Genomic DNA, 23742 nt, shown 5'->3' with positions numbered 1-23742 from the left:
AAAAGTCATGGGTTGACGGAGAATGACCAGGCGTAGGTCTGGGCGCCGGCGGTGATCGAGACTGCGTAATCGCCGCGTTGGAGGGGCTGGCGCGGCATGATCACGATCGCGCCATAGGCGCGCAAACCCGCGCGCGTGACTTCCTGAGCAACCGGATCCGGGTTCGTGTAGGTCTGCGCCGTGAGCGCGCAGGCGTCGAGCTTTTGTGCCGTCGGTGCGGTGCGCGTCAGCGAATAGTTAGTCACTGGTGGAACTGCCCCGGCGCCGGGCTGCAGCGTGATCGCGTAGCCCGCAGGCGCGACGTAGCCTGGGCAACTGGTCAGCGGATTGGGCCATTCTCCAGTGAAGGAGGTCGTGGTAATCGTGGCGCCGTCGGGTGGATACTCAATCGGTTTGGCGAGCGGCGGCGTGAGTCCGCTGGCGTCGCTGTGGATATCAAGCGTCGCGACGCAGTAGCCGTTCTCGCAGAAATGGCCATAGCCGACGCTGCGCAGGCGCGGGTCGAGCATCGAGACGCGATGAAAGGGTCCCTCCATCAGATTGTCGATCGCCCACGACGGCGTTGCGACATGGCCGGGGTCCCACATCTCGTCGACGTCGCCATTGCGCGCCGCGTTCAAGCCGGCTGCGGTGAACCAGGGCTTGGCCGAGTCCTCAGTATGGATCGTACCGCCGAGACCGCGGCCGATCGCGGCGCTGAAATTCTTGACGATATAGCGGGAATGCGCGGCGCAGCCGGGACTCAAGCGCGGGTCGTCGCTGACCTCGGCGACGCCTGCGGCCCGTCGATAGTTGTTCAAGGCGATGAGCCAACCCAGCGGTTCGGACTCGGGCGGGGCCGGCGGCACCGGAGTGGCCGCGGTGGCGACCTGCGGAGTGACGGCTGGTGCAGTGGCGGGCGATGCCGCTGCGGGCGCGGTCGCTAGCAATGAAGTTGCTCGCGCGGTCGGGGTGACGCCGGGATTTTCCATCCGGTCGAAATTGATCACGAAGAGCGTCGTGCCGAAGGCGGCGACAAGAATCAGGACCAAGGCCGCGAAGCGCCATACGCTTTTGCGCCGCGCGGGCATGGGCGCAGCCGCAGACGCCTGGATCTCATCGGCGAAGCGATAGCGCACGGCACCCCAGCGCAGTTCGTCGCCGTCGCGCAGGCGGGTCGCGGTGTTGACGCGCTCCCCGTTGCGAAACGTGCCATTGGTCGAGCCGGTATCCGCGAGAAACCAGACGCCGTCGCGCCGCTCGAGGGTCGCGTGATTGCGGGAGACGGTCCGGTCGGCGAGGAGGAGATCGCTACCCGCTGCGCTGCCAATGGCGGCGCGGTCGCGATTGAGCGGGAACTCGCGCGGGGTCGAGTCGCCGATCGCAACGAGTCGCGCGGCCATCGGGGATGTTGTTACTTTTTGATGAAATCACGCACCAGCGCGGCGATCGCCGCGGGCTGCTCGAAAGGCGCCATGTGGCCCGCACCCGCAACCATCTCGATCCGCGCGCCTGGGATGAGCTGCTTGAAGTCATCGGCATAAATAGATTTGGTCAAGCCGTCTTCCTTGCCCCAGATCAACAGGGTCGGCGCGGCGATGCGATGCGCCCGCTTGCGCAGCCCCTTATCGGGAATCGGCCAGATGAACTTGCCGGTGCATCCGAGCGCCCAGGTCACGCGAATAATCGAGTCGGGTTCCTCGGGATTCATGAAGACCAGTTTGCGCGCGGGATGGTTGGTGTCGTGAAAAAAGAGCGGGTCCAGATCCGCCTGCGGCGCGACCATATAGTTTTTGATCGGGGTATCGTCGCGCCACAGCCCCAACGAATCGATCAGGACCAGCTTGTCGACGCGTTTGGGGTTGGTGGCTGCGAGCTCGGCGGCGACCATTCCGCCGAACGAATGGCCGACGAGCGCAGGGGCGTCGAGCCCGAGCTTGTCGAATAGTTCGTAGTAGAACAGCACCAGGTCCCAGAAGTCGTCGAGGCCCTTGATGCTGTCAGGGTCGCCCTCGCTGGTGCCCGGATGTTCGGGGGCGTAAACCGTGAAGTCGCGCGCGAGCTGATCGAGAAAATCGCTCCAGATCAGGCCATAGCCGCTATGCAGAAAGACCAGCGGCGGGCCCTGGCCGGCGACCTTGACGCGCGCGTTGACCTTGTTTTCCCAGAGCGTAACGGTCCGTTCAGACGTTGCAGCCATGTTCATCCAGCTCTTCTAAAATTATTTGCCTGCGCGCATCTCGGCGCCGACGCCATGATTAGGCGCGACAAACGCCTCGCGCCCGCGCAACGCCTGCGGCCACCACTTGTTCTCCCACTTATCGTCCCACAAGGTGCGGAAGTGCGGTTTCACTTCACGCGCGAACAGCTCGATGTTCTTGAGGGTCAACTCGTGCGGCATCGAGCCGATATGCAGCAGAACCATCAGGTTGCCGACGCGAAGTTTCTTGACCGCTTCCATCAACTGATCGCGCACCGTTGCCGGGCTGCCGCCGATGACGAAGCCGTTATCGAGGAAATCCTTGTACTTCCAGTTGGGGATCTCGTTCATCAGGCCGAGCTGCATAGGCATCAGATTTTTGACGCTGTTGGCGAGGCTCTTGTAGTCCTGATTGCCGGGGATCATCTGGAACTCGTTGAGGACGTGCAGGCTCTTGTCGTAAAAATAACGGATGTGCGGATAGTACAACTCTTCCGCCTTGGCGTCGGTCTCGGCAACGACGACGAGCTGGAGGAAGCCCGCGCGATAGGGGTTCTGGTCAACGCCGGCCTTGTCGGCAAATTCCCAGAAGCCGTCCATGACACGCTTGCCGAGCTGGCTGCCGTAGTAGCTCAGGAAGCAGTAACAATGATCGTGCTTGGCGGAAAAATCCCAGGTGCTGAGGCTGCCCGCGCCGGGGACCCACACGGGAGGATGAGGTTGCTGGATCGGGCGCGGCCAGAGGTTGACCATCGGAAGTTTGAAGTACTTGCCGTTCCAGGCAAAGATCTCTTTGGATTGCCACGCCTTCATGATCAGATCGTGCGCCTCGTAGTAGCGCTCGCGATGCTCGATCGGGGTGACGCCGTAGCAGAGGTTGGCATCCATCGGGGTGCCCAGCGGCATCCCGGCGACCATGCGGCCGCCGCTGATACAGTCGAGCATGGCGTATTCTTCGGCGACGCGGATGGGAGGGTTGGAGGTCGGCAAAGTCGCGCCCATCTGCACAATGGCGCAGTTGAGGTCGGCGGTGGCGCGTGCGAGGGCCGAGCCCATCAGGTTGGGACTGGGCATGAAGCCGTAGGCGTTCTGATGATGTTCGTTGACGCAGATGCCGTCCATTCCGACCTTGGCTGCATAGATAAGTTCGTCAAGCGTCCAGTTATAGTACTGGCCCACCTTGGTCGAATCGGCGAGCTCCCAGTACGGCGGATCGACCCATACGGAACGATATTTTTTCTCGAAGTCGGCCGGCAAATCACGGTAAGGCATAAGATGGAACATCGAGACTTTCATGCCGTCTTCCCTCCAAACGCACAGTTGATCATGGATTAAATATCACGGTCGGGTGTAGGCGACAACGAGGCGCGCGGGCGTGGCGCCGCGGGTAAATCAGTCGAGCTGCCAATAGGGCGCGAGGAAATGGCGGGCGCGTTCGAGAATCGAGGCGACGCGCGGGTTGGGAGCGGCGGTCGCGATGGCTTCGTCGGCCTCGCGGCCCAGCTCCTCGATGACGGCGCGGCCGCCCGCGCTCAGGGCCTCGAGATCGTAGCCGCCTTCGAGCACTGCGACCAGTTTCCCCGCGCAGCATTCGGCCGCGAGCCGTTTCAGCCGGCGGGTCATCGCCGTGAAGCCGTTGGCGGTGACTCTCATGCCGCCGAGTGGGTCGCGCTGATGGCAGTCGAAGCCCGACGAGATCAGCACGAACTCGGGATTGAAGCGGCGGGCGATGGGCAACAGGAGATGATCGAAGACGGCGAGGTACTCGGCGTCGCCGAAGCCCGCAGTCAGCGGGGCGTTGATCGTGAAGCCCGCGCCGGCGCCGACGCCGAGTTCGTCGAACCAGCCGGTGCCGGGATAAAACGGATATTGATGAATCGAGAGGTAGAGGACTTGCGGCGAATCGAAGAATGCCTGCTGGGTGCCATTGCCGTGATGGACATCCCAGTCGAGGACCATCACGCGCTTAAGTCCGCGCTGTTTAACCAGGGACGCAGCGGCGATCGCGACGTTGTTGAAGAAGCAGAAGCCCATCGCACGTTCGGCCAGGGCGTGATGGCCGGGCGGGCGGACGATCGCGAAGGCGTTGTCGGCGTCGCCGTCCGCGACCGCCTCGACCGCGGTCAGGACGCCACCGGCGGCGAGTTGCGCGGTCGCCCAAGTCGCGCGCGAGCTGTGCGTATCGGGATCGAAGTCGAAGTGCTCAAGCGTCGCGGTGCGTTCGACTGACGCGACGTAGTCCGGGCTGTGACACAATTCCAACTCAGCCGGCGTCGCGGGACGCGGCGAATAGAGCTTGAGCTCGGGGCGGGTCAGCTGCGACGTCATCTCGAGCATCGCGGCGATGCGCTCGGGGCGCTCGGGATGCATCCGGCCGGGAGCGTGGTTCATGAAGCGGCGGTCAGCGACGACAGCGGTGCGGTTCATCGTTTGACACTCCGGGGAAGGTCCATGATCATTGCATATAGCGCGCCGGAATGGGCGAAGTGTGGCGCGCGGATCGAGCGAGCCGGATTGTGGGGATCAGCGAAATCATCGTTATTCTGATTGTTGCGCTCATCGTGGTGCCGCCGGAAAAACTGCCGGAGGTCATGCGCACGGTGGGGAAAGTGTTGCGGGAATTGCGGCTCGCGAGCAACACCGTGATGCGCGAGCTGACCGAGGCGGCCGACGATCCATTGTCGATCCGGCAACCGCCCGCCGCGATCGCGAAGCCGCCGAGCGCGGCGACGCCAGGTCCAGCCGCGCCATCCGAGGGGCCTGACAGCCAATCGTGACCGAGCCGGAGCTGACGACATCGACGGCGGCACCCGAGCCCGGCGACGGGCGGATGCCGCTGCTCGAACATCTGACCGAGCTGCGCAACCGCTTGATCCGGGCGGTGATCGCAGTTGGCGTTGGCTTTGCGATCGCCTATGCGTTTGCCGATCAGCTTTTCAAACTATTGGCCGAGCCGCTGCATGAGGCCTCGCGCAGCCCGGTATTGCTGATCGGCACGGGGGTGGGCGAGGCTTTTTTCACGAAGATTAAGGTTGCGCTGATCGCCGGTTTGTTCGTTGCAAGTCCGGCGGTGTTTTTTGAGGTCTGGCGCTTTATCGCGCCGGGGCTCCATCGGTCGGAGCGGCGGATGGCCGGGCCATTCGTCATAGCGGCAACGTTGTTTTTTGCCGCGGGCGGCTACTTTTGCTGGGCGGTCGTGTTTCGTATCGGCTATGCGTTTTTCCTCGGCCAGTACGCGAGTATCGGGGTGACGCCAACGCTGCGGGTCAGCGAGTATCTGGCCTTTTCCGCCAAGTTGCTGCTGGCCTTCGGCTTGACGTTCGAGATGCCGATATTTGCGTTCTTTCTGACGCGCGTTGGCGTGATCGATCATCGCCTGATGATTCGCCATCTGCGCTACGCGGTCCTGGCGATCTTCGTGGTCGCGCTGGCGCTGACGCCGCCAGACATGATCTCACCCTTTTTGTTGGCGATTCCACTACTGGGCCTCTATGGCTTGAGCGTCGGGGTCGCATATTTCTTTCGCGTACGGCCGGAACCTCTGAAGGAAATATCCCAATATGGCGACGCTTGAATATCTGCCGATTGCGAACGGCGGGCCGGGTATCCCGCCGCGCTGGACGCATAGCGCGAAGGACGTGGTCGGCACGGCGTATTCGGCCTCGAGCCGGGTGTGGTTTACGGTATCGAATGGCGTGATCAGTGAGGTTTACTTTTCCACCCTCGATCGTCCGCAAATCCGCGATCTGCAGTATCTGGTGACCGACGGCGAGACTTTTTTCCACGACACCCATCGCAATCTCGATTCGACGATCGAATATCTCGGCGAGCACGGGCTCGGCGTGCGCATTATCAACGCCGCCCCGGCGGGGCGCTATCGGATCGTGATCGACGTGATTGCCGACCCGCATCAGCCCTGCGTGCTGCTGGATACCAGCCTTGAAGGCGATCCGGCGTTTCTCCGCAAGCTCCGGATGTACGTAATACTCGCGCCGCATCTCGAGGTCGGCGGCTGGGGCAACAACGGCAACGTGGCGCGAATCGCGGGCCGCGAGTTTTTGACGGCGCACAAAGGCGCGACCTGGCTGGCGCTGGCGGCGACGACGCCGTTCGTCCATCGTTCGTGCGGCTACGTCGGCACGACCGACGGTTGGCAGGATTTATCGAGAAACTTCAAGCTCGATCGGGAGTTCGCCTCCGCACCGGACGGCAATATCGCGCTGACCGGCGAGATCGATTTGCGGAGCGGCGCTCGCTTCACGCTGGCGCTGGGCTTCGGGCGGACACTACATCATGCGATCACCACGGTATCGCAGACCCTGGGTACGCCCTTCGAGCAGCATCGTGAGCGCTTTCTCGAGCAATGGTCGCGCGCTACAAAACGGCTGCGGCCGCTGGAAAAACTCAGCGGTGACGGCGGCATGCTCTATCGCCGCAGTCGCGAGTTGATCCTGACGCACGAAGATAAAAACTATCCCGGTGCGCTCATTGCCTCACTGAGTATTCCGTGGGGCGAAGCGAAGGGCGACGAGGATCTCGGCGGCTATCATCTGGTGTGGACGCGCGACATGGTCAACAGCGCGACGGGTCTGATGGCGGCCGGGGATCTGGAGACGCCGTTGCGCGCGCTGATCTATCTGGCCTGCTCGCAGCTTGCGGACGGCAGTTTTCCGCAGAATTTCTGGGTCGATGGCGAGCCCTACTGGACGGGTATTCAGCTCGACGAAGTCGCCTTTCCGATCATGCTCGCCTGGCGTTTGCACAAGGCCGGGGCGTTGGCCGACTTCGATCCATATCCGATGGTGAAAGCGGCAGCGACGTTCCTGATCGATCGCGGCTGCGTGACGCCGCAGGAGCGCTGGGAAGAGAACAGCGGCTATTCGCCCTCGACGTTGGCGAGCAATATCGCCGCGCTGGTCTGCGCCGCGGCGTTTGCGCAGGAACAGGGCGACACGGTGCTCGCCGGATTTTTTTCCGATTTCGCCGATTTTATCGAGTCTCACGTCGAAGCTTGGACGGTGACGCGCCGGGGCGTGATCGTGCCGGGGATCAAGCGGCATTACATCCGGATCAATCCGGAGGATCCGGCCAATCCCTTACCTGACGAAGATCCCGATCACGGCACGATTTCAATTCGCAATCGTGCGCCGGGCGAGCAGACCGATTTTCCCGCCGCGGAAATCGTCGATGCGGGCTTTCTGGAGCTGGTGCGCTATGGCATCCGGCGGGCGGGCGATCCGATGATGGAAGATTCGCTGCGCGTAATCGATGCCGCGCTCAAGACCGATTTTCCCGGCGGGCCCTGCTGGCGCCGCTACAACCATGACGGCTACGGACAACTGGACGACGGCGGCCCGTTCATCAACTGGGGCCGCGGACGACCGTGGCCCCTGCTGACCGGCGAACGCGCGCACTATGAGCTGGCTGCGGGCCGCGACGCGCGCCCCTACATCCGCGCGATCGAGAGTTTTGCGACGGCGACCCGCCTGCTGCCGGAACAGATTTGGGATCAGCCGGACCTGGCTTCGGCGCACATGTTTTTCGGCAAACCGACGGGTGCGGCGATGCCGCTGATGTGGGCGCACGCGGAATATATCAAGCTGTTGCGCTCGGCCGACGATGGCCAGGTTTTCGATCTGATTCCGGAGGTAGCCGAGCGCTATTTGCAGCCGCGGCGGCGGCCGCCACTCGAGGTCTGGAAATTTAACCGGCAGGTGCGGGCGATGGTCGCGGGCACGCGATTGCGGATCCAGGCCGGCGCGCCCTTCACACTCCATTGGGGACGCGGCGACTGGTCGCACGCGATTGATTCACCCTCCTACAACACCTCGATCGGAATGAGTTTCGTTGATCTCACGACCGCGGTTGGTGACACCGATCCCCTGCGCTTCACCTTCCGTTGGTCCGAGGATAATCGATGGGAGGGGCGCGATTTCACGGTCGAGGTGCGCGCCTCCTAGGGCGAATCCAGACGGATGATCGAGAAGTCGGCGGCGAGCGCCGCAAGCAGCGCCTCAACTTCGAGCCGCATCTCGGGTGCGAAATAGAGTTTCATATGATGGCGGCGCGGATCCTCGGTGCGCACGGTTGCCAGGTTATCGTAGGACTCGATGATCGCCTTGAACAACGCGATTTGTTCCGGCGCTATGGCAAACGCGACGGTGTCAATCGGCGCGGGAATATCGCGAGCCGTATCGTTAGGCCTTTCCGCCACTTCGCCTCCGTAGATGCGCACTGAGACAACCTGCCGTTCATCAATCAAGCTGCCCCAGGTTATCTTCGTAACCGGCAAGGGCGGTACGGGCAAGAGCACGGTCGCGGTCGCTTTGGCGCTGGCGTTGTCACGCGCGCGCGCGGTGACGCTGGTTGAGCTCGATCCGCGACGTTCAAGCGCAGATGGCGGCGGTCCGGCCTCGCCGCTCGCGGGAGGCAACTTTGAGTATCGGGCGCTGACCGCTCGCGCTGAACTGCAAGCCTTTATCGAGCGAATTGTGCCGCTGCGCGCAATCTCACGGCGGTTGCTGCAGAGCCGCACCTTTGGTCTGGTCGCGGCGGCGTTGCCCGGACTCGAGGCTTTCCTGATGCTCGCGCGGATTCGGCTGATGGCGGTCGCGGAGCATCGAGATCGAACTCTGGTGATCGATGCTGCGGCCACCGGCAGCGCGCTCGAAATGTTGTCAGTCGCGGACGGTGTTCAGCGGCTCGCGCCGTTCGGAACCCTCAACCGGCTCGCCGCCGAGGTCGATGAGTTTATCCGGGAGGGCGAGCGCTTCGGGGTGCTCCTGACGCTGCGCGCGGAAGAACTCGCGCTCCGCGAGGCGCTCGCCGCGCCGCCGGCGCTGACCGCGTTGGGCATCAGGTGTATCGGCGCCGTACTCAACGGCGCGACCCCGGCACTTTTCTCCGCGCAAGAATTGACTCGCCTGGATGGGCTTGAAGATCATCGCCGCCTGGCGCAAGCACGGCGCACGGCAGCCGCGGAGATGCTGCGCGCGAAGCGCGAGCTGCGGCGCGCAGGGCTCGAAGTCGTGACGCTGCCGACGCTCTTTCGGCCCGCGCTGGCGCAGCCGGAATTCGAGGCGCTCGCGGACGCGTTCGCCGCAAGCGGGATCGCGTGATGAGAACGGGCCTCGACCTCGACAGCAGGCGGCTCGTCATCTGCCTCGGACCCGGGGGCGTCGGCAAAACGACCTTCAGCGCCGCGATTGCGCTGGCGGAGGCGATCCGCGGACGGCGGGTCGATGTAATGACGATCGATCCGGCGCCGCGCCTGCTCGACGCGCTGGGGCTGGAAGCGGACGCCGTCGAGCTGCAGAGCGTCGGGCTCGCCGGGCTGCGGGCGAAGTCCTCGGGACGGCTGCGCGCGCTGCGGCTCGATCCGAAAACGACTTTCGACGGGTTGATCGCCCGCCACGCGCCATCGCCCGCTGCCCGCGATGCGATTATTGCGGGGCGAATCTACCAGAATCTGTCGAGCGCGCTGGCGGGCGTGGCGGATTACATGGCGATGGAGCGGCTGCTCGGCCTTTATCACGAGGGCGGCGCGGAGTTGATCGTGCTGGACACGCCGCCCGCGCGTGAGGCGCTGGATTTTCTCGAGGCGCCGCAGCGCATGCTCGACCTGATGAGCTCGCGGGCGATCACGCTGCTGGGCGCGTCGCGCGGTCTGATGCGTGCGCCGCTAAGCGTGCTGGACCTCGCGGCGCGGGCGGTGCTGTCGGCGTTTGATCGCCTGACTGGGCTTCATCTGCTGGCGGACGTGCAGGGTTTTGTGCGCGGCTTCGAGGGCATGTACGACGGTTTCGCGACGCGTGCGGCCGAGGCCGCGGCACTGATTCGCGCTGACGAGAGCTTTATCGTGTTGGTCACGAGCCCGAGCCCGGAAAGAGTCGATGAGGCTCGAGAATTTGCGCGTACCTTGCGCGCGATGGGATTGCGGATCGGCGCGGTGGCGGTCAATCGGCGGATGGCGTCGTTGCCTGACGCGGACGAGATCGAGACGGCGAAGCTGCCGGTGGGGTTGAAGGCCAAGTTGCGGCGTAACCTCGCGGATTTCGCCGCGTTGAAGGAGCGCGAGCGGGCGGCGCTCGCGCGCTTGCGCGCCGCGATCCCCGACGAGATTCCGATTATCGTTGCGGACGATCTTGGCCGCGAGCCCCGCGCGCTCGCGGACCTTGCTGCGATCGCCGCGGGCTTGCACGAATTGGGCTCGAGCCGGCGTTAGATCATCATCTCGATCAGGTTGGGTCCGCGTTCCTTGAGCGCGCGTCGGAGTTCCACGGTGAGGGTTTCCGCATTCTCGACCCGCACCGCGGGAACGCCCATTCCCGCCGCCAGCGAAGCCCAATTGATCTCGGGCTCGGCGAGGCTCGTGAGCGATCGCGCCGCGCGGCCCGGCTCGGTGATACCGGCGCGCGCGAGTTCAACCTGCAAAATCCGGTACCGGCGGTTATTGCATATGAGCGTTGTGACGTCGAGCTTTTCGCGCGCCTGCGTCCACAAGGCCTGCAGCGTGTACATCCCGCTCCCATCGGCCTGAAAGGCAATGACCTTGCGATCGGGACAAGCGACCGCGGCGCCCGTCGCGCAGGGCAATCCTTGTCCGATCGCGCCACCGGTGAGAGCGAGGTAACTATGCGCGGGCGCGCCCGTCGAGGCGCCGAAGAAGGGCAGGCCGGTGGTCGCGGCCTCGTCCATCACGATGCAGTTCGCGGGCATCAGCGCCGCGATCGCAGCGCCGATCGTCGAGGCGTCGAGTTTGCCGGTTGGCATCGCGGGGCGTGCGGTCGCAGGCGGCGCGGGATCGCTTCGCGCGCCGATCAGATCGGCAAGCGCTTCCAGCGCCGCCGCCGAGTCCTGCTCGGGCGTCGCCAGCGTCGCGATTGCGCGGCCAGCCGGAATCAACTCGCTCGGCAGATTCGGATAACCGAAAAAAGCTACCGGGTTGAGCGCGCCGGCGAGAACGAAGGCAGCGGACTTCGCCAGCGCTTCGGTCGCCTGCTCGGGGAAGTATGGCAGTTTCTCGACCGCGGGCCGCGCGCCGCCGCGCTCGATACGCGCGGGAAAGGTCTCGCACATCAGGCGGCATCCGGTCTTGGCCGCGAGGCGCGCCGCCGCCTTGAGGCCGCGTTCGCGCGTCGCCTGCGCCCCCATGAAGATGACCGCGTTAACGCCGTGCGTGCGGAGCATCTCGGCGGCGCGTGCGATCGCGTTATCGGGCGTGAGCGGCGACGTCGCGACTTTGCCCGCGGGCGCGATCCCGCCGGCGGGACTCCACTGGCAGTCCGCCGGCACAATCAGCGTTGCGATTTTCCCGGGCGCGCCGCCCGCCGCCGCGATCGCATCAGCGGTATCCGCGGCCACCGCGGCCGCCGACTTCACTTCGCGAATCCATCCGGAGACCGGCCGCGCGAGCGAAACAATATCCGACGTGAGCGGCGCGTCGGCGGCGAGATGCCAGGTCGCGTGGTCGCCGATCACATTAACGATCGGTGAACGGGCGCGGCGCGCATTGTGCAGGTTTGCGATCCCGTTAGCGAAGCCGGGGCCGAGATGCAGGAGCGTCAGCGCGGGCTTGCCGGCCATGCGCGCGTAGCCGTCGGCGGCGCCCGTGCAGACCCCTTCGAACAGGCCGAGCACCGCGCGCATCCCGCGAGTGGCGTCGAGCGCCGCGACTAACGGCATCTCGGTCGTCCCCGGATTCGCGAAGCAGACCTCGACCCCCGCCGCCAACGCGGTCGCGATCAGACTCTCAGCGCCGTTCATCGACGAACTCTCATCCGCTATTTTTTTTTGATGCAATCAGCCGTTGATACTCTTGCCCGCGGTCTCCCAGTCCACGATCGGGCTGAGCCGCCGTTTCGAGACGACGCCGCTAGCCATCGCGCCGCTGAAGGGCCCGAAGGTCAGCGCATGGTCCTGAATATCGAGGATGAGGATGACCGTGGCCTCTTCGTTCGAAAACCAGGGTCCCGCCTTGAGCGTCACGCCCGGCGGAAAGCCATTCTTCACCGCACCGCTGATCAGTGCGTGCGCGCGTTGCAGATCCTCTTTGCTCGAAACGTTGAAACTGATTTCGTCCAGATAGAGCGGCATAAAATTCTCCTCCTCGATGGATTCCTTATACTCGTAAACTTGACGAAGTGGTTAGCGATCGGCGCCGACTCACGCGAAAGCGGGCATCACCTCGCGCGCAAACAGCTCGATACTCTGCGGCGAGTTCAGATCGCCGAAGATGATCGTAAAAAACTGGATGCCGCGCTTGACCCGCTCGCGCAATTGCTCGACGACGGTGTCCGGCGTGCCTTTGATCGCGGTGCGCCAGAACGGCAGGCGCTGCGCGATCTTCCAGCGCTCCTCGACCTCGGCCTCGTTGGCGCCGATACAGACGAGCAATTGCTCCGAGATGTTGATCTCTTTGATGTCGCGGCCGACGGCGGCGCAATGCTCCTTGAGCACGTTGAATTTCTGCTCAAAGCTGCGATATCCCGCCGGGCAATTCCAGCGGTCGGCATACTTCGCAATAATTTTCAGCATCACTTTTTCGCCGCTGCCGCCGATCGTAATCGGTGGATGAGGCCGCTGCACCGGCTGCGGATTGTTCCAGGCGTCGGCGGTCTGATAGTAGCGCCCCTTAAAGCTCGACTGTTTCGTGGAGAGCATCGCCTTGAGAATCTGCACGCCCTCTTCGAGTTGCCGCAGCCGCGCTCCCATCGACGGAAACTCGTAGCCGTAGGCGCGATATTCCTCGTCCATCCAGCCCGCGCCGAGCCCGATCTCAAGGCGGCCGCCGCTGATGCAGTCGATACTCGCCAGCACCTTTGCGAGCATCGCGGGATTACGAAATGAGTTACAGAGCACCAGCGAGCCGACCCGGAGCTTTTCGGTGCGCGCACAGAGCGCGCTCATCGTGGTGGTGCATTCGAGCACGTCGGCTTCGGGCACGCCGCGATTCCAGAAATGATCGACCAGCCAGATCGAGTGATAGCCTAGCCGCTCAATCTGAAGCGCGCGCTCGAGCAACGCCTTGAAGGGCAGTCCGGCCTGTGGCGAGAAGACCCCGAATCCGATTTTTTGCTCCATACCTATGATGACTCCTGACTCCCGCTCCGAATCGATGCCCGCTCGACTGAGGAGTCAAGCGCCACATGCAAAGTCTCAGTCCCTGTATTACATAGTATTACATAAGAGTTCGACGGAGGGATCGCAGTCGCTCTCAATTTCGAAGCTTGTTCGCCTGCGGATAGAACGCCTTCACCCGCTGTTAAGGCCAGATCCGATACGTGCGTCGTCGGAAACTAGAAATTGTAATGCTCTGGATGGTTTCGCTGTTCCTCCAACACGCGGCTCCGCAATGGCTCTTCGCTAAGCGCTGACATCGGCGCGCAAAGACTGACCACCTCAATCAATCGGCGATGAACTTCGATATCCTCGGCGGCGAGAGTCTCGACCGCGGCAAAATACGCTAATTGTTCTTTCAGATCGGGTGGACGTTCACCTTGCGTCTGTGGATAGGCCAAATCGAGGTTGGCGGCCAGGGTCCACGCGTTACCAGCGACGTCCCGTGCCTCCGGGAAGAAGGACATCGCTAACCCTCCTAACCCTTGCCCTTCCAGTGCCCGTGCCGCCAGCAATTGTTGGAGGCTTTGGACTTGGAGCGCTGCCACACTCATCCCTTGCCCATACACCGGATTGAAGCTTGTGATCGCATCGCCCAAGACGACAAATCCTTCGGGGAAAACGCCCAATCGTTCGTAATGGCGTTGTAAGGCAGTCGGATAACGATATGTGGTGATATCGGCGACCCGTTCCGCATCTTTGATTAGCTCGAATAACCTGGACGTATGTAACAATCTGGTAAAGGCAAGAAACCCAGCTTCATCATGGGGCGGATAGTTTCCGAAACGTCCTGCCAGCGTGACGAGCCAGAGGTCCCCCTCGATGATCTCCAACAAAGCACTGTTTGGAAAATCAGGGGCCAAGCCCCAGTCAAAGCCCAGTAGCCGCTCTTGCCTGTCGCAATCCTCGGGTATGCGGAACTTAGTGCTCGCATAAGCCAGATCTATGCCGATAGCAGTCTCCGCGGGACTCTCGAAGCCGACTTCCCGAAGCCAACGAGGTGCACGCGATCCGCATCCGCTCGCGTCGACTACGAGATCACTGTCTAAAGACCGCAACTCGCCATCTTTGCTATATCGAACGCCGTCGACATGACCGGCACGGCATAAAAGCCCTTGCACCGCGCACTCTTTCTGAAACTTCACATTCGTGTACTCCAGCGTACTTTGCCGCACGCAATATTCGAGAAGACCCCGGCTCTGCAGGTAGAAATCGATCCCGAAGTCGCGTGGCTCGCGCACACTTCCCCCGACGGTATACGCTTTGCCAAAGGGCCCGTAAAATACCCATTCCTTCCCCATACGGCAACGAACCGAGCCGAGTTTGTTGAGGCTTGCGAGAAAACCTGGATACAACATCGCCATTACCTGCTGGCCGCCGAGCAGCAGCCCGTGAGCATGGTTGCCCTGCAGAACCGACTTATGCAGCGCAGGCCCCGACTCAACATGGTCGCGTTCGAGTACCGTCACTGACTCGAAGTGATCGGCGAGCACACGGGCTGTCATCAGTCCCGTCAGACTGCCACCGATAACCACAGCATGTTCACCAAGACAATTCGCCATTGGCCCCCGAGATAGTGGCATCAGAAATCCTCCGATTTCGTTCACAGCTTTCACAAAAGGGTCTCTCACTTGGGTTCAGCTCCAGAAGGGGTGAGACTCATTTTAGAAGGCGTAACAATCGAGGGAACAATTCGTTCGATCACAATGAACATCCGCCTCTCCCATCGCATGAACTCCGTTGAGGGGGTCAGGTCAGGCCCTTCCATCAGGCGGAATCGCATTAGCCTGTCGCGGCCGGGTTGCTGTGCCTCACTCAGAGATAGCGGCCGGCGCCGACCCAGCTCAGCGTCAGCCCCTCTGCGCGGTGAAGAACTTGGTGACCAGCCGCGATCGCGCTTGACTGGAATTATGATTGCGCGATCTTCGATCCCAGATACACTCCATTACTAATTCCCATCAGAGTGACAAATCCCGATGAGATCTCCGGAATCACGTAAGTCGTCGCCACTGAAATAAGGACGAAGGTGGCCGTGATAAGGGTAAACATGAGCATCTGAAAGCGCGCGATATCGACCTCGCGCGGGGCCGTCGCGTCGCTCGTGCCGTCGCTAACCAGGAGGTCTGACCATTTGGGGATCTGGGTCGCAGGCGGGGCTTGCGGGGCGTCGGCCTTTTTCTTCGCGGCGTCGTTGGCGGCGGCGGTCGCTTGGGCCGTATCGGTACCGGCGCGCGCGATCAGATTCTGACCGTTGATTTTCGCCGCGATACTAGCAGCACCCGCGATGCCTACCAGCACCAGTGTTCCATCGGAAATTGCGACCAGTTGACCCGAAAGGGACATTACGTACACGGCAGAGGCCGCGACCACGAAGGTCCAGAGCAAGATCTGAAGTTGGGAAAGGCTGGCAACGCCATTGGCGGTTGAAATAATTCTCAGTAGCCAGTTGGCCTGCTGCAGCCCGGGCTGCTTTAGCCGCTTCGTGGCACAGAGATGTAAGAGCAGCAGACCCGCGATTACCGTAAGGCTCGCAAAAAGCATTGCCCACAGGGGATTGGTGATTCCAATCGTGGTGCTCGCATCGGCCGCGAGGTTGTTGTCGGGCCCGACCGCCAGGATCCGAACCTGCGCCAGAGGGACCAGAGGAAGCAGTGCCACCCGTTCGGCATCTTTTGGCGGTCCCAGGCCGGCGGGAACGATCGCGGTGACTTTCAGAACTTTCCGATCGCTGTCGAGCTCAGATTCACTAGATGCCTCGACATATTTTTGCTCGCCGCCGTTCCGCTGTTTCCATCGGAAGCAAACCACCACCTCGGCGTCGTCAGGGATTCGGGTAAAGGTCGCGACGGTGAATTGGATGGCGCCGCCGATCGGCTGCCAGCTCTTTTGCTGCGCGCCGTTGCTGGATTGCTGAACTATGACGCCGACTCCTGCCCGATGGGCCGCGACGGTCTGGTCGCATCCCAGATATGGCGTCGGGCTGGCGGCGGCCATCGGCTGGACCGCGGCGCTACTTGATGACCGGGGCGGCGTCTCAGGCTGGGCATTCGCGCGTGGAACGGCTGAGCTGATCGTCAGCATACAAATGAATGCAAGCAGTAGCGACCAGGAGTTTATTTTCATCGATTAACCTCCACTGGACGGTTGAACGATGCAGCCGGAGGTTGTGCTGCCCGCGATTGGGTTTTCAGGGCAATCAAGGCAAATTCAGTTGCCCCAGACGGTGCCGCCATCGACATTGATGGCCTGGCCGGTGATCCACTTGCCGTGATCCGTCACCAGAAACAGCACCATCTCCGCGCATTCGCTGCCGTCGCCCGCGTAGCCCAGCGGAATCATCGTCTTGACGAAGTTCCGCCATTTCTCACCGCGGCCGATATCGTCCATGCGAAAGGTATCGATGATACCCGGGCAGAGCGCATTGACGCGGATGCGATGGGGCGCCAGCTCGAGCGCCATCGCCCGGCTGAGCGCGTTGATTGCGGCCTTCGACGAAGCGTACGCGGCGGTATTGGCGAAGGCCAGCTTGCTTGCAATCGATGAGAGGTTGACGATGCTGCCGCCTTCGCCCTGCGCGATCATGCGGCGCGCAGCCGCACGCGCGAGCAGGAAGGTTCCGTCAACGTTGGTGGCGAAGACTTTCTTCCAAACCGCGTAGGAGAGCTCGGTCGCCGGCACCCGGTCGGGTCCGCGCGCGGCGCTGGCATTGTTGATCACGATATCGAGGCGGCCGTAGGCGGCGACGGTTTGGCTCACCAGCTCGTCGACGGCCTGCTCGTCGCGGATGTCCGAAACCAGCGCCAGGCATCGTCCGCCGGCGGTTCGGATCTCGTCGGCGACACTCTCGATGTCTCGCCAGCCGGCGGCCTTCTCGTCGTCGGGGTAGTCCTCGGGACGCCGTCCAGTGCCCGTGATCACGATTGCGGCGCCGGCCTGCGCCAGCATCTTCGCGATCGGCCGTCCGATGCTGCGCATTCGTCCGGCGCCGGTGATGATCGCAACCTTGCCCGTAAGTTCCTGATCCATGGCCATCGTCGCTTCCCGGCTCCTCGTCTGATGGAGGAGATTGCTAGTCGGTTCCGATTACGACTGCAAACCGCGCGGATTGAGGACTTTGCAGGGGCGGCTCGAAGGTGAACAATTTTCAGGTCTCATCGTCCAAGTAACGAGGTGGCAAGTATCGAGATGGTCGGTGTGAACGTGGGCGGCGCGAGCGGTATCGATGATTTGAAGAGATCCAACTTGGGCCGATCGCGGACGCATCTGGCGTTAGCTCTCATGATTGGCGCGAGTCTGCTGTTTGGCGCCGGGGCAGGCAGATCGTCCGCGGAAGCGGCTGCGGAGCCTGCGACCGCGGTCTTCGCCGGCGGCTGTTTCTGGGGCGTGGACGCGGTCTTTAAGCACGTCAAGGGCGTCACCAAGGTCGTTTCAGGATATACCGGCGGAGCTGCGGTCGATCCAAGCTACGAGCTGGTGAGTACCGGCACGACCGGACACGCGGAGTCGGTGGAAGTAACCTATGATCCGTCCCGAGTCTCATACGGCGATCTGCTGAAGGTCTTCTTCCTGGTCGCGCACGATCCGACGGAGTTGGATCGGCAAGGTCCCGACGAAGGAACGCAATACCGCTCGTCAATTTTCTATACGGACGAGAGTCAGAAGAAGATGGCTCAGCAGTACGTCGCCGAACTCGCGCGGGAAAAGATTTTTTCTGAACCGATCGTGACCCAGGTCGTCCCGCTAAAGGTTTTCTACCCCGCCGAGGATTACCATCAAAACTACCTCGCACTGCACCCGGATAGCCCTTACATCATCATCAACGATCAGCCGAAATTGGCGGCGCTACAGAAGCGTTTCCCAGCGCTCTACCAGGAATAGTTCAACGGTCTTAAGCGGATTCAGTCCGATAGCCGAAGGGCCGACCTCTCGGTGACCCGCGATCAGTCGCGGTAATCGCCCTGTTACTTGCCATATCCGGGCGGATAGAGCTGGTAGCAGATCAAATACGTCGCGATGCCCGTGATGGATACGTAAATCCAGATCGGCAAGGTCCAGCGCGCGATCCGCCGATGCTGCGCAAAGTTGCCGCGTAAGGCCCGGGAAAGCGTGATTATGGCGAGCGGTACGATCGCGCCCGCCAGCGCGATGTGAGAGATCAAAATTGAGAAGTAGAGGGGCCGGATCAGTCCGTAGCCCCGAAAGTGAACGTCCCCAACCTCATAGTGATAGAAGCAGTAAGAGGCAAAAAAAATCGACGACACGGTGAACGCTGCGATCATGCAGGCGCGATGTGCGCGAATCCATCGGCGCCGAATGCAGTAGAAACCGGCCAGCAGAAGTAGCGCTGCGAGCGCGTTCAGGACCGAGTTGATCGGCGCGAGCAGGTGATACGACGTCATCGAATAAAACCGAATGAGCGAGTCTAGCGCCTGAGCCTCGGCGGCGCGATTGCGTGCGTTGGTCGTTTATCGTTGGAAAAGCCGGGGTGCTAAGCTATCCTTATGTAGGAATAAGACTGGGCCGCCAGCGCGTCGCGCCGCGGACCCTCAGGAGGAACCATGGGCAAAACCATTATCTCAGCCGACTCGCACATCACCGAGCCGCCGAACTGCTACATCGATAACATCGATCCGAAGTATCGCGACATTGCGCCGAGGATCGTGCGTGACGAGGCCAAGGGCGACCTCTTCGTCATTCACGGCATGAAGAAGCCCTTGGGAATTGCGCTTGCGGCCGCAGCCGGCAAGCGGCCCGAGGACCTGCGGGCGTACGGCTCGACCTTCGAAAGCCTGCATCGCGGCGGCTGGGATCCGAAAGCGCGGCTCGCCGATCAGGATCGCGACGGCGTGTCGGCCGAGGTTATCTATCCAACCATTGGGATGATGATCTGCAACCATCAGGATTTTGACTACAAGAAAGCCTGTTTCGACGCCTACAACCGCTGGATCGCCGAATTCTGCGCGGGGAGCCCGGAGCGTTTGATCGGGCTCGGCCAAAGTACGATGCGCTCAGTTGAGGAGGGTATCGAGGAGCTGCGCGAAATGAAGGCGCTGGGATTGCGCGGCGTGATGCTGACCGGCAATCCGCAGGTGAGCGATTTCGACGACCCCTGCTATGGGCCCTACTGGGAAGCGGCGATCGACCTCGAGATGCCGATCAGCTTCCATATCCTGACCAGCAAAAGCGATCAGGTCGGCAGCCGTGGACGCGGACCGCTGATCAACAGTTTCATGTCGATCATCCGCGGCAACCAGGACATCATCGGCACGTTCATTTACGGCGGCGTTTTCGAGCGCCATCCCAAGCTGAAGATCGTCTGCGTCGAGGCCGACGCCGGCTGGGTGCCGCACTTCATGTACCGGATGGACCACGCCTACAACCGCCACCGGACCTGGATGAGGTGCAAGGAGCTCGAGAAGATGCCGAGCGATTATTTTCGCGAGCACGTTTACCTGACTTTCCAGGATGACTGGGTCGCCTTCAAGACGAAGGACCTGTGCAATTATCAGCGCCTGATGTGGGCGAACGATTTTCCGCATAGCGACTCAACCTGGCCGTGGTCGCAGGAGATTCTCGCCGAGCATACGAAGGGTCTGACGACCGTCGAGAAGGACGCGATCCTGCACGACAACGTCGCGGAACTCTACAATTTGTCGATCTAAAGTTCCGCGAGTTCCCGAAAAAAGGAAGCGCCGCTGGTCTTACGACTGGCGGCGCTGTCCATTGACGCGTGTGGAGAGTTCGGTTCGCGGACTACTTGTTTACATCCCAGAACGTGCGATCTTCAGAAACCACGGTTCGCTCCCCCCATTTCGTTGACGCGATCAGCCGCCCGTGCCGCAGCTGCAGATGCCTTTACCGCTGCCGACCAGTTCGATCGCGGCGCAGGCCGTCTGCAGGCCATTCAACTCGGGACGGCTCAACGGACTTGGCGTGAACTCATCTTCCGTCAAGGTGCCATCGTTTTGCGGATGCGTCTCGTAAGCGGCGAGATTCCCAGACGTTTTCGCCAAGCTTGCGTCGCAGTTCGTTGCTGAGGACGAGACAATCGCCACCGATCCATTGACGGTTGAAACGCCATTGGCGGGGTTGCTCGTCAGATCAGTGTCGACGCTGAGGATGCGGGTCCCCCGGTCGGTCACGTTGCATCCGCAGCATTCCCGCAGTTCCTGATCTTCGTCAGTCACGTAGATCAACGCGCACAGTGACGAGCCCGACGGGTTGACGATCCGTACCGTGCCGTCCGGGTCCGTTGTGCTGCCAGCATTCGAGTAATAGTTAACCTGGTAGACGCCGTTCTGCGCTCCCGACGGGGTCGGGGTCGGCGACGGCAATGCCAGTGCGAGGGCGGCGCTTGTCAGAAGCGCTGCCGCCAGCGTCGCTATGAATGTACCTCTTTTGCCCATTACGTTTACTCCTCCGTTATTCGGCCGCTTAACCAGACTCTCTCACGTCAAGCTCTCTTGTAATTGAAAAGCGTTACATACGCAAGCGCAGATCAGTACAAAGCTGTTAAGCATATCAATATTTCTATTTGCATTGGTGAGGGCTCGTCGATATATCTATCGGTGGTTATATCCAAGAAGAGCTGATTATTCAACTGTTGTGATGGGGAGAGCTAGGACCCGATGGGTGTAAGATGTTGCGAGTCAGCTTATCCCAAGAGCGATCTTGAGTTTTTTTGACAAAACCCAAGAGCTAATCTAATTGCGAAAGAAGCAGTATGATGTTATATTCAGCAAAGAGGGTGTATATGATGCAAATCAGGCACAAGATAGCGACGCAATCATGGAGAAACCTGTCGGTGATCGGCCTTTTCGGGCTGCTTATGTGGCTGCTGCCGAGCGCGCCGGCAGCGCAGGCAGATACATCAGCCACGGACGACCCGAGCCGCGTGGTCGCTATGGTTGGCAGTTATCAAATCACGCTAAAGGATGTCGATACGCGGCTGCTAGGAGAAAAAGGTCCGGCGCATCTCTACGACGAGCGTAAGAATGCGCTCGACGAGATGATCGACGAATATCTGATCAGACAGGCGGCGGCGAACGCAAAACTGAATTCCGCAGATTACATGAAGCAGGCGGCCAAAGTCCCGGTAGTGACTGAGAGCGAAGCACGCACCTATTATGACGCGCATAAGGCTCAGATTGACGTCAAGACGGGAAACCAGCCTTACGACAAAATAAAACCTCTGCTGATTTCGGCTTTGCAACAAAAGCGGCAGCGTGAAGCGGTGGACGCGGTAATTGCCAAGTTGCGCGCCGCGCAGGACGTTCAAATTGCGCTGAAAGCGCCGCGCTTTGGGGTGGCTACGGGCGATAGCCCGGCTGTGGGCGACAAAAATGCGCCGGTCCAGATCGTCGAGTTTGCGGACTTCCAGTGCCCGTACTGCCGGGCTGCCGAGGGCTCGATAAAGCAGGTCAGGCAGCAATACGGCAACAAGGTGCGCCTGGTCTATATGGACTTTCCACTCGGCTTCCATCCGCACGCACTGGACGCCTCGATGGCCGCGCGATGCGCCAATGAACAGGGTAAATTCTGGCCCTATCACGACGCTTTGCTCGCGGACCAAAGCAAGCTTGACTTGTCCGATCTCAGAACTACGGCGGCGAAGTTAGGGCTCGACACGGCGAGCTTCAACCATTGTCTCGACTCCAAGAAGTATCGGGCCGCGGTCATAAGCGATCGCGATCAGGGGACCAAGCTTGGCCTTACCGGAACTCCTACGTTTTTCCTGAATGGACGCGAATTGTCGGGGGCACAGTCGCCGGAGGCATTTTCCGCCGCCGTCGACGACGAGCTTAAGGCCCCCCCGGCGCCGGAAAAAGAAGCGGCGCGATGAACTCCAGCCGGAGCGAACTGCTTGGCTGCGTTTCTGGTGGCAGCAGGCCATGACGCCCGTCGAGAAGGATGCCATCCTGCACGATAACGTCGCGGGCGTTTATCACTTGTCGGTCTGAGTTCGGGCCATCGTGAGGCAATGAACGCCGCCGGCTAAAATACCGGCGGCGTTTACTTTCTCGCGCTCGCCATTTTTATCAAGAAAGTGCTCTAATAGAGCCGCCCGTCAGGGCGAACGATGCGCTTTTCCGCAAGGGAGGCAGCGATGCTCGAGCAAGTCAACCTCGCCGAGTTGGTGCAGGATCATCGGGTCCATCGAAAGATCTACGTCACGCCGGAGATTTTCGAGCTCGAAATAGAGCGGATTTTCGAGCGCAACTGGGTTTACCTCGGCCACGAGAGCGAGGTCGCCGAGCCCGGCGATTACAAAACCGTGCGGATCGGCACGCAGCCTGCGATCCTCTCGCGCGACGAAGATGGCCGCGTGCATGTCGTGATGAACCGCTGTATGCATCGCGGCGCGACCATTTGCCAGCAGGAGCGTGGCAACTCGAATTATCTGCGATGCTGGTATCACGGCTGGACTTACAACAGCCGTGGCGAGCTGATTGGCGTGCCGTACGCCGGCGGTTTCGGCAGCAAGTTCGATCGCAGCAAATTCGCGCTGATCAAACCGGCGAAAGTCGCGATCTACCGAGGGCTGGTGTTTACGAGCCTGAGCGCCGACGTCGAAGAACTGCCTGACTATCTCGGCAACGCGAAGTACTATCTCGATCTGTTTATGGATCTGTCGCCCGAGGGTGAGATCGCGGCGCGCGCCGGCACCCATAAATACGGCTACGACGGCAACTGGAAATTCCAGATGGAGAACGGCGTCGACGGCTATCACGCCAACTTCGTCCATCAATCGTTCTTTGAGGTGCAGGGCAAGCGGCTGGGCCGTAAGCTGATGAAGCTCTTCAATGAAAGCACCGCGATGGAGAGCAAGGACCTAGGGCACGGCCATTCGATTCTGGATACGGCGCCGAAGCGGCGCGTCGAGCAGCCGGTGAATAATTTGTTTCGCGGCATGAGTTCGCAGGCTGCGACGGACGCCTACCTCGACAGCCTTCAGCGGCGATTCGGCAAGCAGCGCACCAGCGAGATTCTGGGGGCCTCGAACGTCAATCTGGCGATTTTTCCGAATTTGTTGATCATCGGCGTCCAATTGCGCCAAGTCATTCCGATCGCATTCAATCGCACCGAGGTCTTTGCGACGCCGACGACTTTGCGTGGCGTGCCCGAAGAGATCAACGTCGCGCGGCTGCGCGCGCACGAATCCTTTTACGGCCCGGCCGGCGGTGGTGCGCCGGACGACGTCGAGATGTTCAACCGCTGCACCGCAGGACTGGCGGTCAAAGGCGCAGAGTGGCTCGAATTGAGCCGCGGGCTCGAACGCGAGGTCATTACACCCGACGGCATCATCGCGGCGCATCTGACCGACGAAGTTCCCCAGCGCGCCCTCTACCGCCGCTGGCGCGAGGTGATTTGCGGCGCGGCGGCGACTGAACCACGTCCGGCAAAGCTGGCGCTGATCGCCTCAGGCTCGTAGGCGGTTCCGCGAC

General features: G+C 61.6%; 22 protein-coding genes. 9 read left to right on the top strand and 13 right to left on the bottom strand.

Annotated elements, in window-relative coordinates; genetic code table 11:
- Nucleotides 1–5 precede the first annotated feature (5 nt).
- The 4 genes from VKS22_06735 to VKS22_06720 form a co-directional block, all read right to left on the bottom strand.
- A complete protein-coding gene (locus VKS22_06735) occupies nucleotides 6–1382 on the bottom strand; it encodes an FHA domain-containing protein (GenBank protein ID HLW70300.1) in 1377 nt (458 codons plus the stop codon).
- A gap of 11 nt (nucleotides 1383–1393) precedes the next feature.
- Nucleotides 1394–2179, bottom strand: coding sequence for an alpha/beta fold hydrolase (locus tag VKS22_06730; protein HLW70299.1), 786 nt, complete (start codon nucleotides 2177–2179; stop codon nucleotides 1394–1396).
- 21 nt (nucleotides 2180–2200) lie between these two features.
- Nucleotides 2201–3475 (bottom strand): LLM class flavin-dependent oxidoreductase, encoded by a 1275-nt coding sequence (locus tag VKS22_06725; protein ID HLW70298.1) that lies wholly within the window; start codon nucleotides 3473–3475, stop codon nucleotides 2201–2203.
- 96 nt (nucleotides 3476–3571) lie between these two features.
- Nucleotides 3572–4606, bottom strand: coding sequence for a histone deacetylase (locus VKS22_06720; protein HLW70297.1), 1035 nt, complete (start codon nucleotides 4604–4606; stop codon nucleotides 3572–3574).
- Nucleotides 4607–4695: 89 nt separating this feature from the next.
- Here VKS22_06720 and VKS22_06715 point away from each other — a divergent pair, with 89 nt between their 5' ends.
- The 3 genes from VKS22_06715 to VKS22_06705 are packed head-to-tail and all read left to right on the top strand — an operon-like array spanning nucleotide 4696 to nucleotide 8139.
- The gene (locus tag VKS22_06715; GenBank protein ID HLW70296.1) at nucleotides 4696–4956 is read left to right on the top strand and encodes a twin-arginine translocase TatA/TatE family subunit; all 261 of its coding nucleotides are present in this window, start codon (nucleotides 4696–4698) and stop codon (nucleotides 4954–4956) included.
- Nucleotides 4953–5753, top strand: a complete 801-nt coding sequence (gene tatC, locus VKS22_06710) for a twin-arginine translocase subunit TatC (protein ID HLW70295.1) — start codon at nucleotides 4953–4955, stop codon at nucleotides 5751–5753. Before VKS22_06715 ends, tatC begins: the two co-directional genes overlap by 4 nt.
- Nucleotides 5740–8139 carry a glycoside hydrolase family 15 protein gene (locus VKS22_06705; protein ID HLW70294.1) on the top strand — a complete coding sequence of 800 codons (2400 nt, stop codon included), beginning with the start codon at nucleotides 5740–5742 and terminating at the stop codon, nucleotides 8137–8139. The genes tatC and VKS22_06705 overlap by 14 nt, the downstream gene beginning before the upstream one ends.
- On the opposite strand, the gene VKS22_06700 is transcribed toward VKS22_06705, so the two are convergent.
- Entirely contained in the window at nucleotides 8136–8393 is a 258-nt protein-coding gene (locus VKS22_06700; GenBank protein ID HLW70293.1) for a DUF4911 domain-containing protein, read from the bottom strand. The genes VKS22_06705 and VKS22_06700 overlap by 4 nt on opposite strands.
- A gap of 13 nt (nucleotides 8394–8406) precedes the next feature.
- On the opposite strand from VKS22_06700, the gene VKS22_06695 reads away from it, so the two are divergent.
- The gene (locus VKS22_06695) at nucleotides 8407–9297 is read left to right on the top strand and encodes an ArsA-related P-loop ATPase (protein HLW70292.1); all 891 of its coding nucleotides are present in this window, start codon (nucleotides 8407–8409) and stop codon (nucleotides 9295–9297) included.
- The gene (locus VKS22_06690; protein HLW70291.1) at nucleotides 9297–10403 is read left to right on the top strand and encodes an ArsA-related P-loop ATPase; all 1107 of its coding nucleotides are present in this window, start codon (nucleotides 9297–9299) and stop codon (nucleotides 10401–10403) included. The genes VKS22_06695 and VKS22_06690 overlap by 1 nt, the downstream gene beginning before the upstream one ends.
- On the opposite strand, the gene VKS22_06685 is transcribed toward VKS22_06690, so the two are convergent.
- The 6 genes from VKS22_06685 to VKS22_06660 all read right to left on the bottom strand — a co-directional run bounded on the left by VKS22_06685 (nucleotide 10400) and on the right by VKS22_06660 (nucleotide 17329).
- Nucleotides 10400–11944 carry an acetolactate synthase large subunit gene (locus tag VKS22_06685; GenBank protein HLW70290.1) on the bottom strand — a complete coding sequence of 515 codons (1545 nt, stop codon included), beginning with the start codon at nucleotides 11942–11944 and terminating at the stop codon, nucleotides 10400–10402. The genes VKS22_06690 and VKS22_06685 overlap by 4 nt on opposite strands.
- 36 nt (nucleotides 11945–11980) lie before the next feature.
- Entirely contained in the window at nucleotides 11981–12274 is a 294-nt protein-coding gene (locus VKS22_06680; GenBank protein HLW70289.1) for a hypothetical protein, read from the bottom strand.
- A 69-nt stretch (nucleotides 12275–12343) separates the two neighbouring features.
- On the bottom strand, nucleotides 12344–13261 hold the full coding sequence (locus VKS22_06675) for a TIGR03560 family F420-dependent LLM class oxidoreductase (protein ID HLW70288.1): 918 nt from the start codon (nucleotides 13259–13261) through the stop codon (nucleotides 12344–12346).
- A 215-nt stretch (nucleotides 13262–13476) separates the two neighbouring features.
- A complete protein-coding gene (locus tag VKS22_06670; GenBank protein HLW70287.1) occupies nucleotides 13477–14859 on the bottom strand; it encodes a hypothetical protein in 1383 nt (460 codons plus the stop codon).
- A gap of 346 nt (nucleotides 14860–15205) precedes the next feature.
- On the bottom strand, nucleotides 15206–16420 hold the full coding sequence (locus VKS22_06665; GenBank protein HLW70286.1) for a hypothetical protein: 1215 nt from the start codon (nucleotides 16418–16420) through the stop codon (nucleotides 15206–15208).
- Nucleotides 16421–16504: 84 nt separating this feature from the next.
- Nucleotides 16505–17329: an SDR family NAD(P)-dependent oxidoreductase gene (locus VKS22_06660; protein ID HLW70285.1), complete on the bottom strand. Its 825-nt coding sequence runs from the start codon at nucleotides 17327–17329 to the stop codon at nucleotides 16505–16507.
- A gap of 138 nt (nucleotides 17330–17467) precedes the next feature.
- On the opposite strand from VKS22_06660, the gene msrA reads away from it, so the two are divergent.
- On the top strand, nucleotides 17468–18175 hold the full coding sequence (gene msrA / locus VKS22_06655) for a peptide-methionine (S)-S-oxide reductase MsrA (GenBank protein HLW70284.1): 708 nt from the start codon (nucleotides 17468–17470) through the stop codon (nucleotides 18173–18175).
- 83 nt (nucleotides 18176–18258) lie between these two features.
- On the opposite strand, the gene VKS22_06650 is transcribed toward msrA, so the two are convergent.
- Entirely contained in the window at nucleotides 18259–18696 is a 438-nt protein-coding gene (locus tag VKS22_06650) for a DUF420 domain-containing protein (protein HLW70283.1), read from the bottom strand.
- A gap of 159 nt (nucleotides 18697–18855) precedes the next feature.
- Here VKS22_06650 and VKS22_06645 point away from each other — a divergent pair, with 159 nt between their 5' ends.
- Nucleotides 18856–19959 carry an amidohydrolase family protein gene (locus VKS22_06645; protein HLW70282.1) on the top strand — a complete coding sequence of 368 codons (1104 nt, stop codon included), beginning with the start codon at nucleotides 18856–18858 and terminating at the stop codon, nucleotides 19957–19959.
- A gap of 162 nt (nucleotides 19960–20121) precedes the next feature.
- On the opposite strand, the gene VKS22_06640 is transcribed toward VKS22_06645, so the two are convergent.
- On the bottom strand, nucleotides 20122–20703 hold the full coding sequence (locus tag VKS22_06640; GenBank protein ID HLW70281.1) for a hypothetical protein: 582 nt from the start codon (nucleotides 20701–20703) through the stop codon (nucleotides 20122–20124).
- Between the two features lie 398 nt (nucleotides 20704–21101).
- Here VKS22_06640 and VKS22_06635 point away from each other — a divergent pair, with 398 nt between their 5' ends.
- Nucleotides 21102–22139, top strand: a complete 1038-nt coding sequence (locus VKS22_06635; protein HLW70280.1) for a DsbA family protein — start codon at nucleotides 21102–21104, stop codon at nucleotides 22137–22139.
- Between the two features lie 264 nt (nucleotides 22140–22403).
- Nucleotides 22404–23729 (top strand): Rieske 2Fe-2S domain-containing protein, encoded by a 1326-nt coding sequence (locus tag VKS22_06630; GenBank protein HLW70279.1) that lies wholly within the window; start codon nucleotides 22404–22406, stop codon nucleotides 23727–23729.
- The last annotated feature ends 13 nt before the right edge of the window (nucleotides 23730–23742 follow it).

The sequence above is a fragment of the Candidatus Binataceae bacterium genome, assembly GCA_035308025.1.
In the GTDB taxonomy this organism is placed as follows: Bacteria; Desulfobacterota; Binatia; order Binatales; family Binataceae; genus JAJPHI01.
Note: the sequence above shows the minus strand (reverse complement) of the source record. Positions and strands in the feature narration are given on the sequence as shown.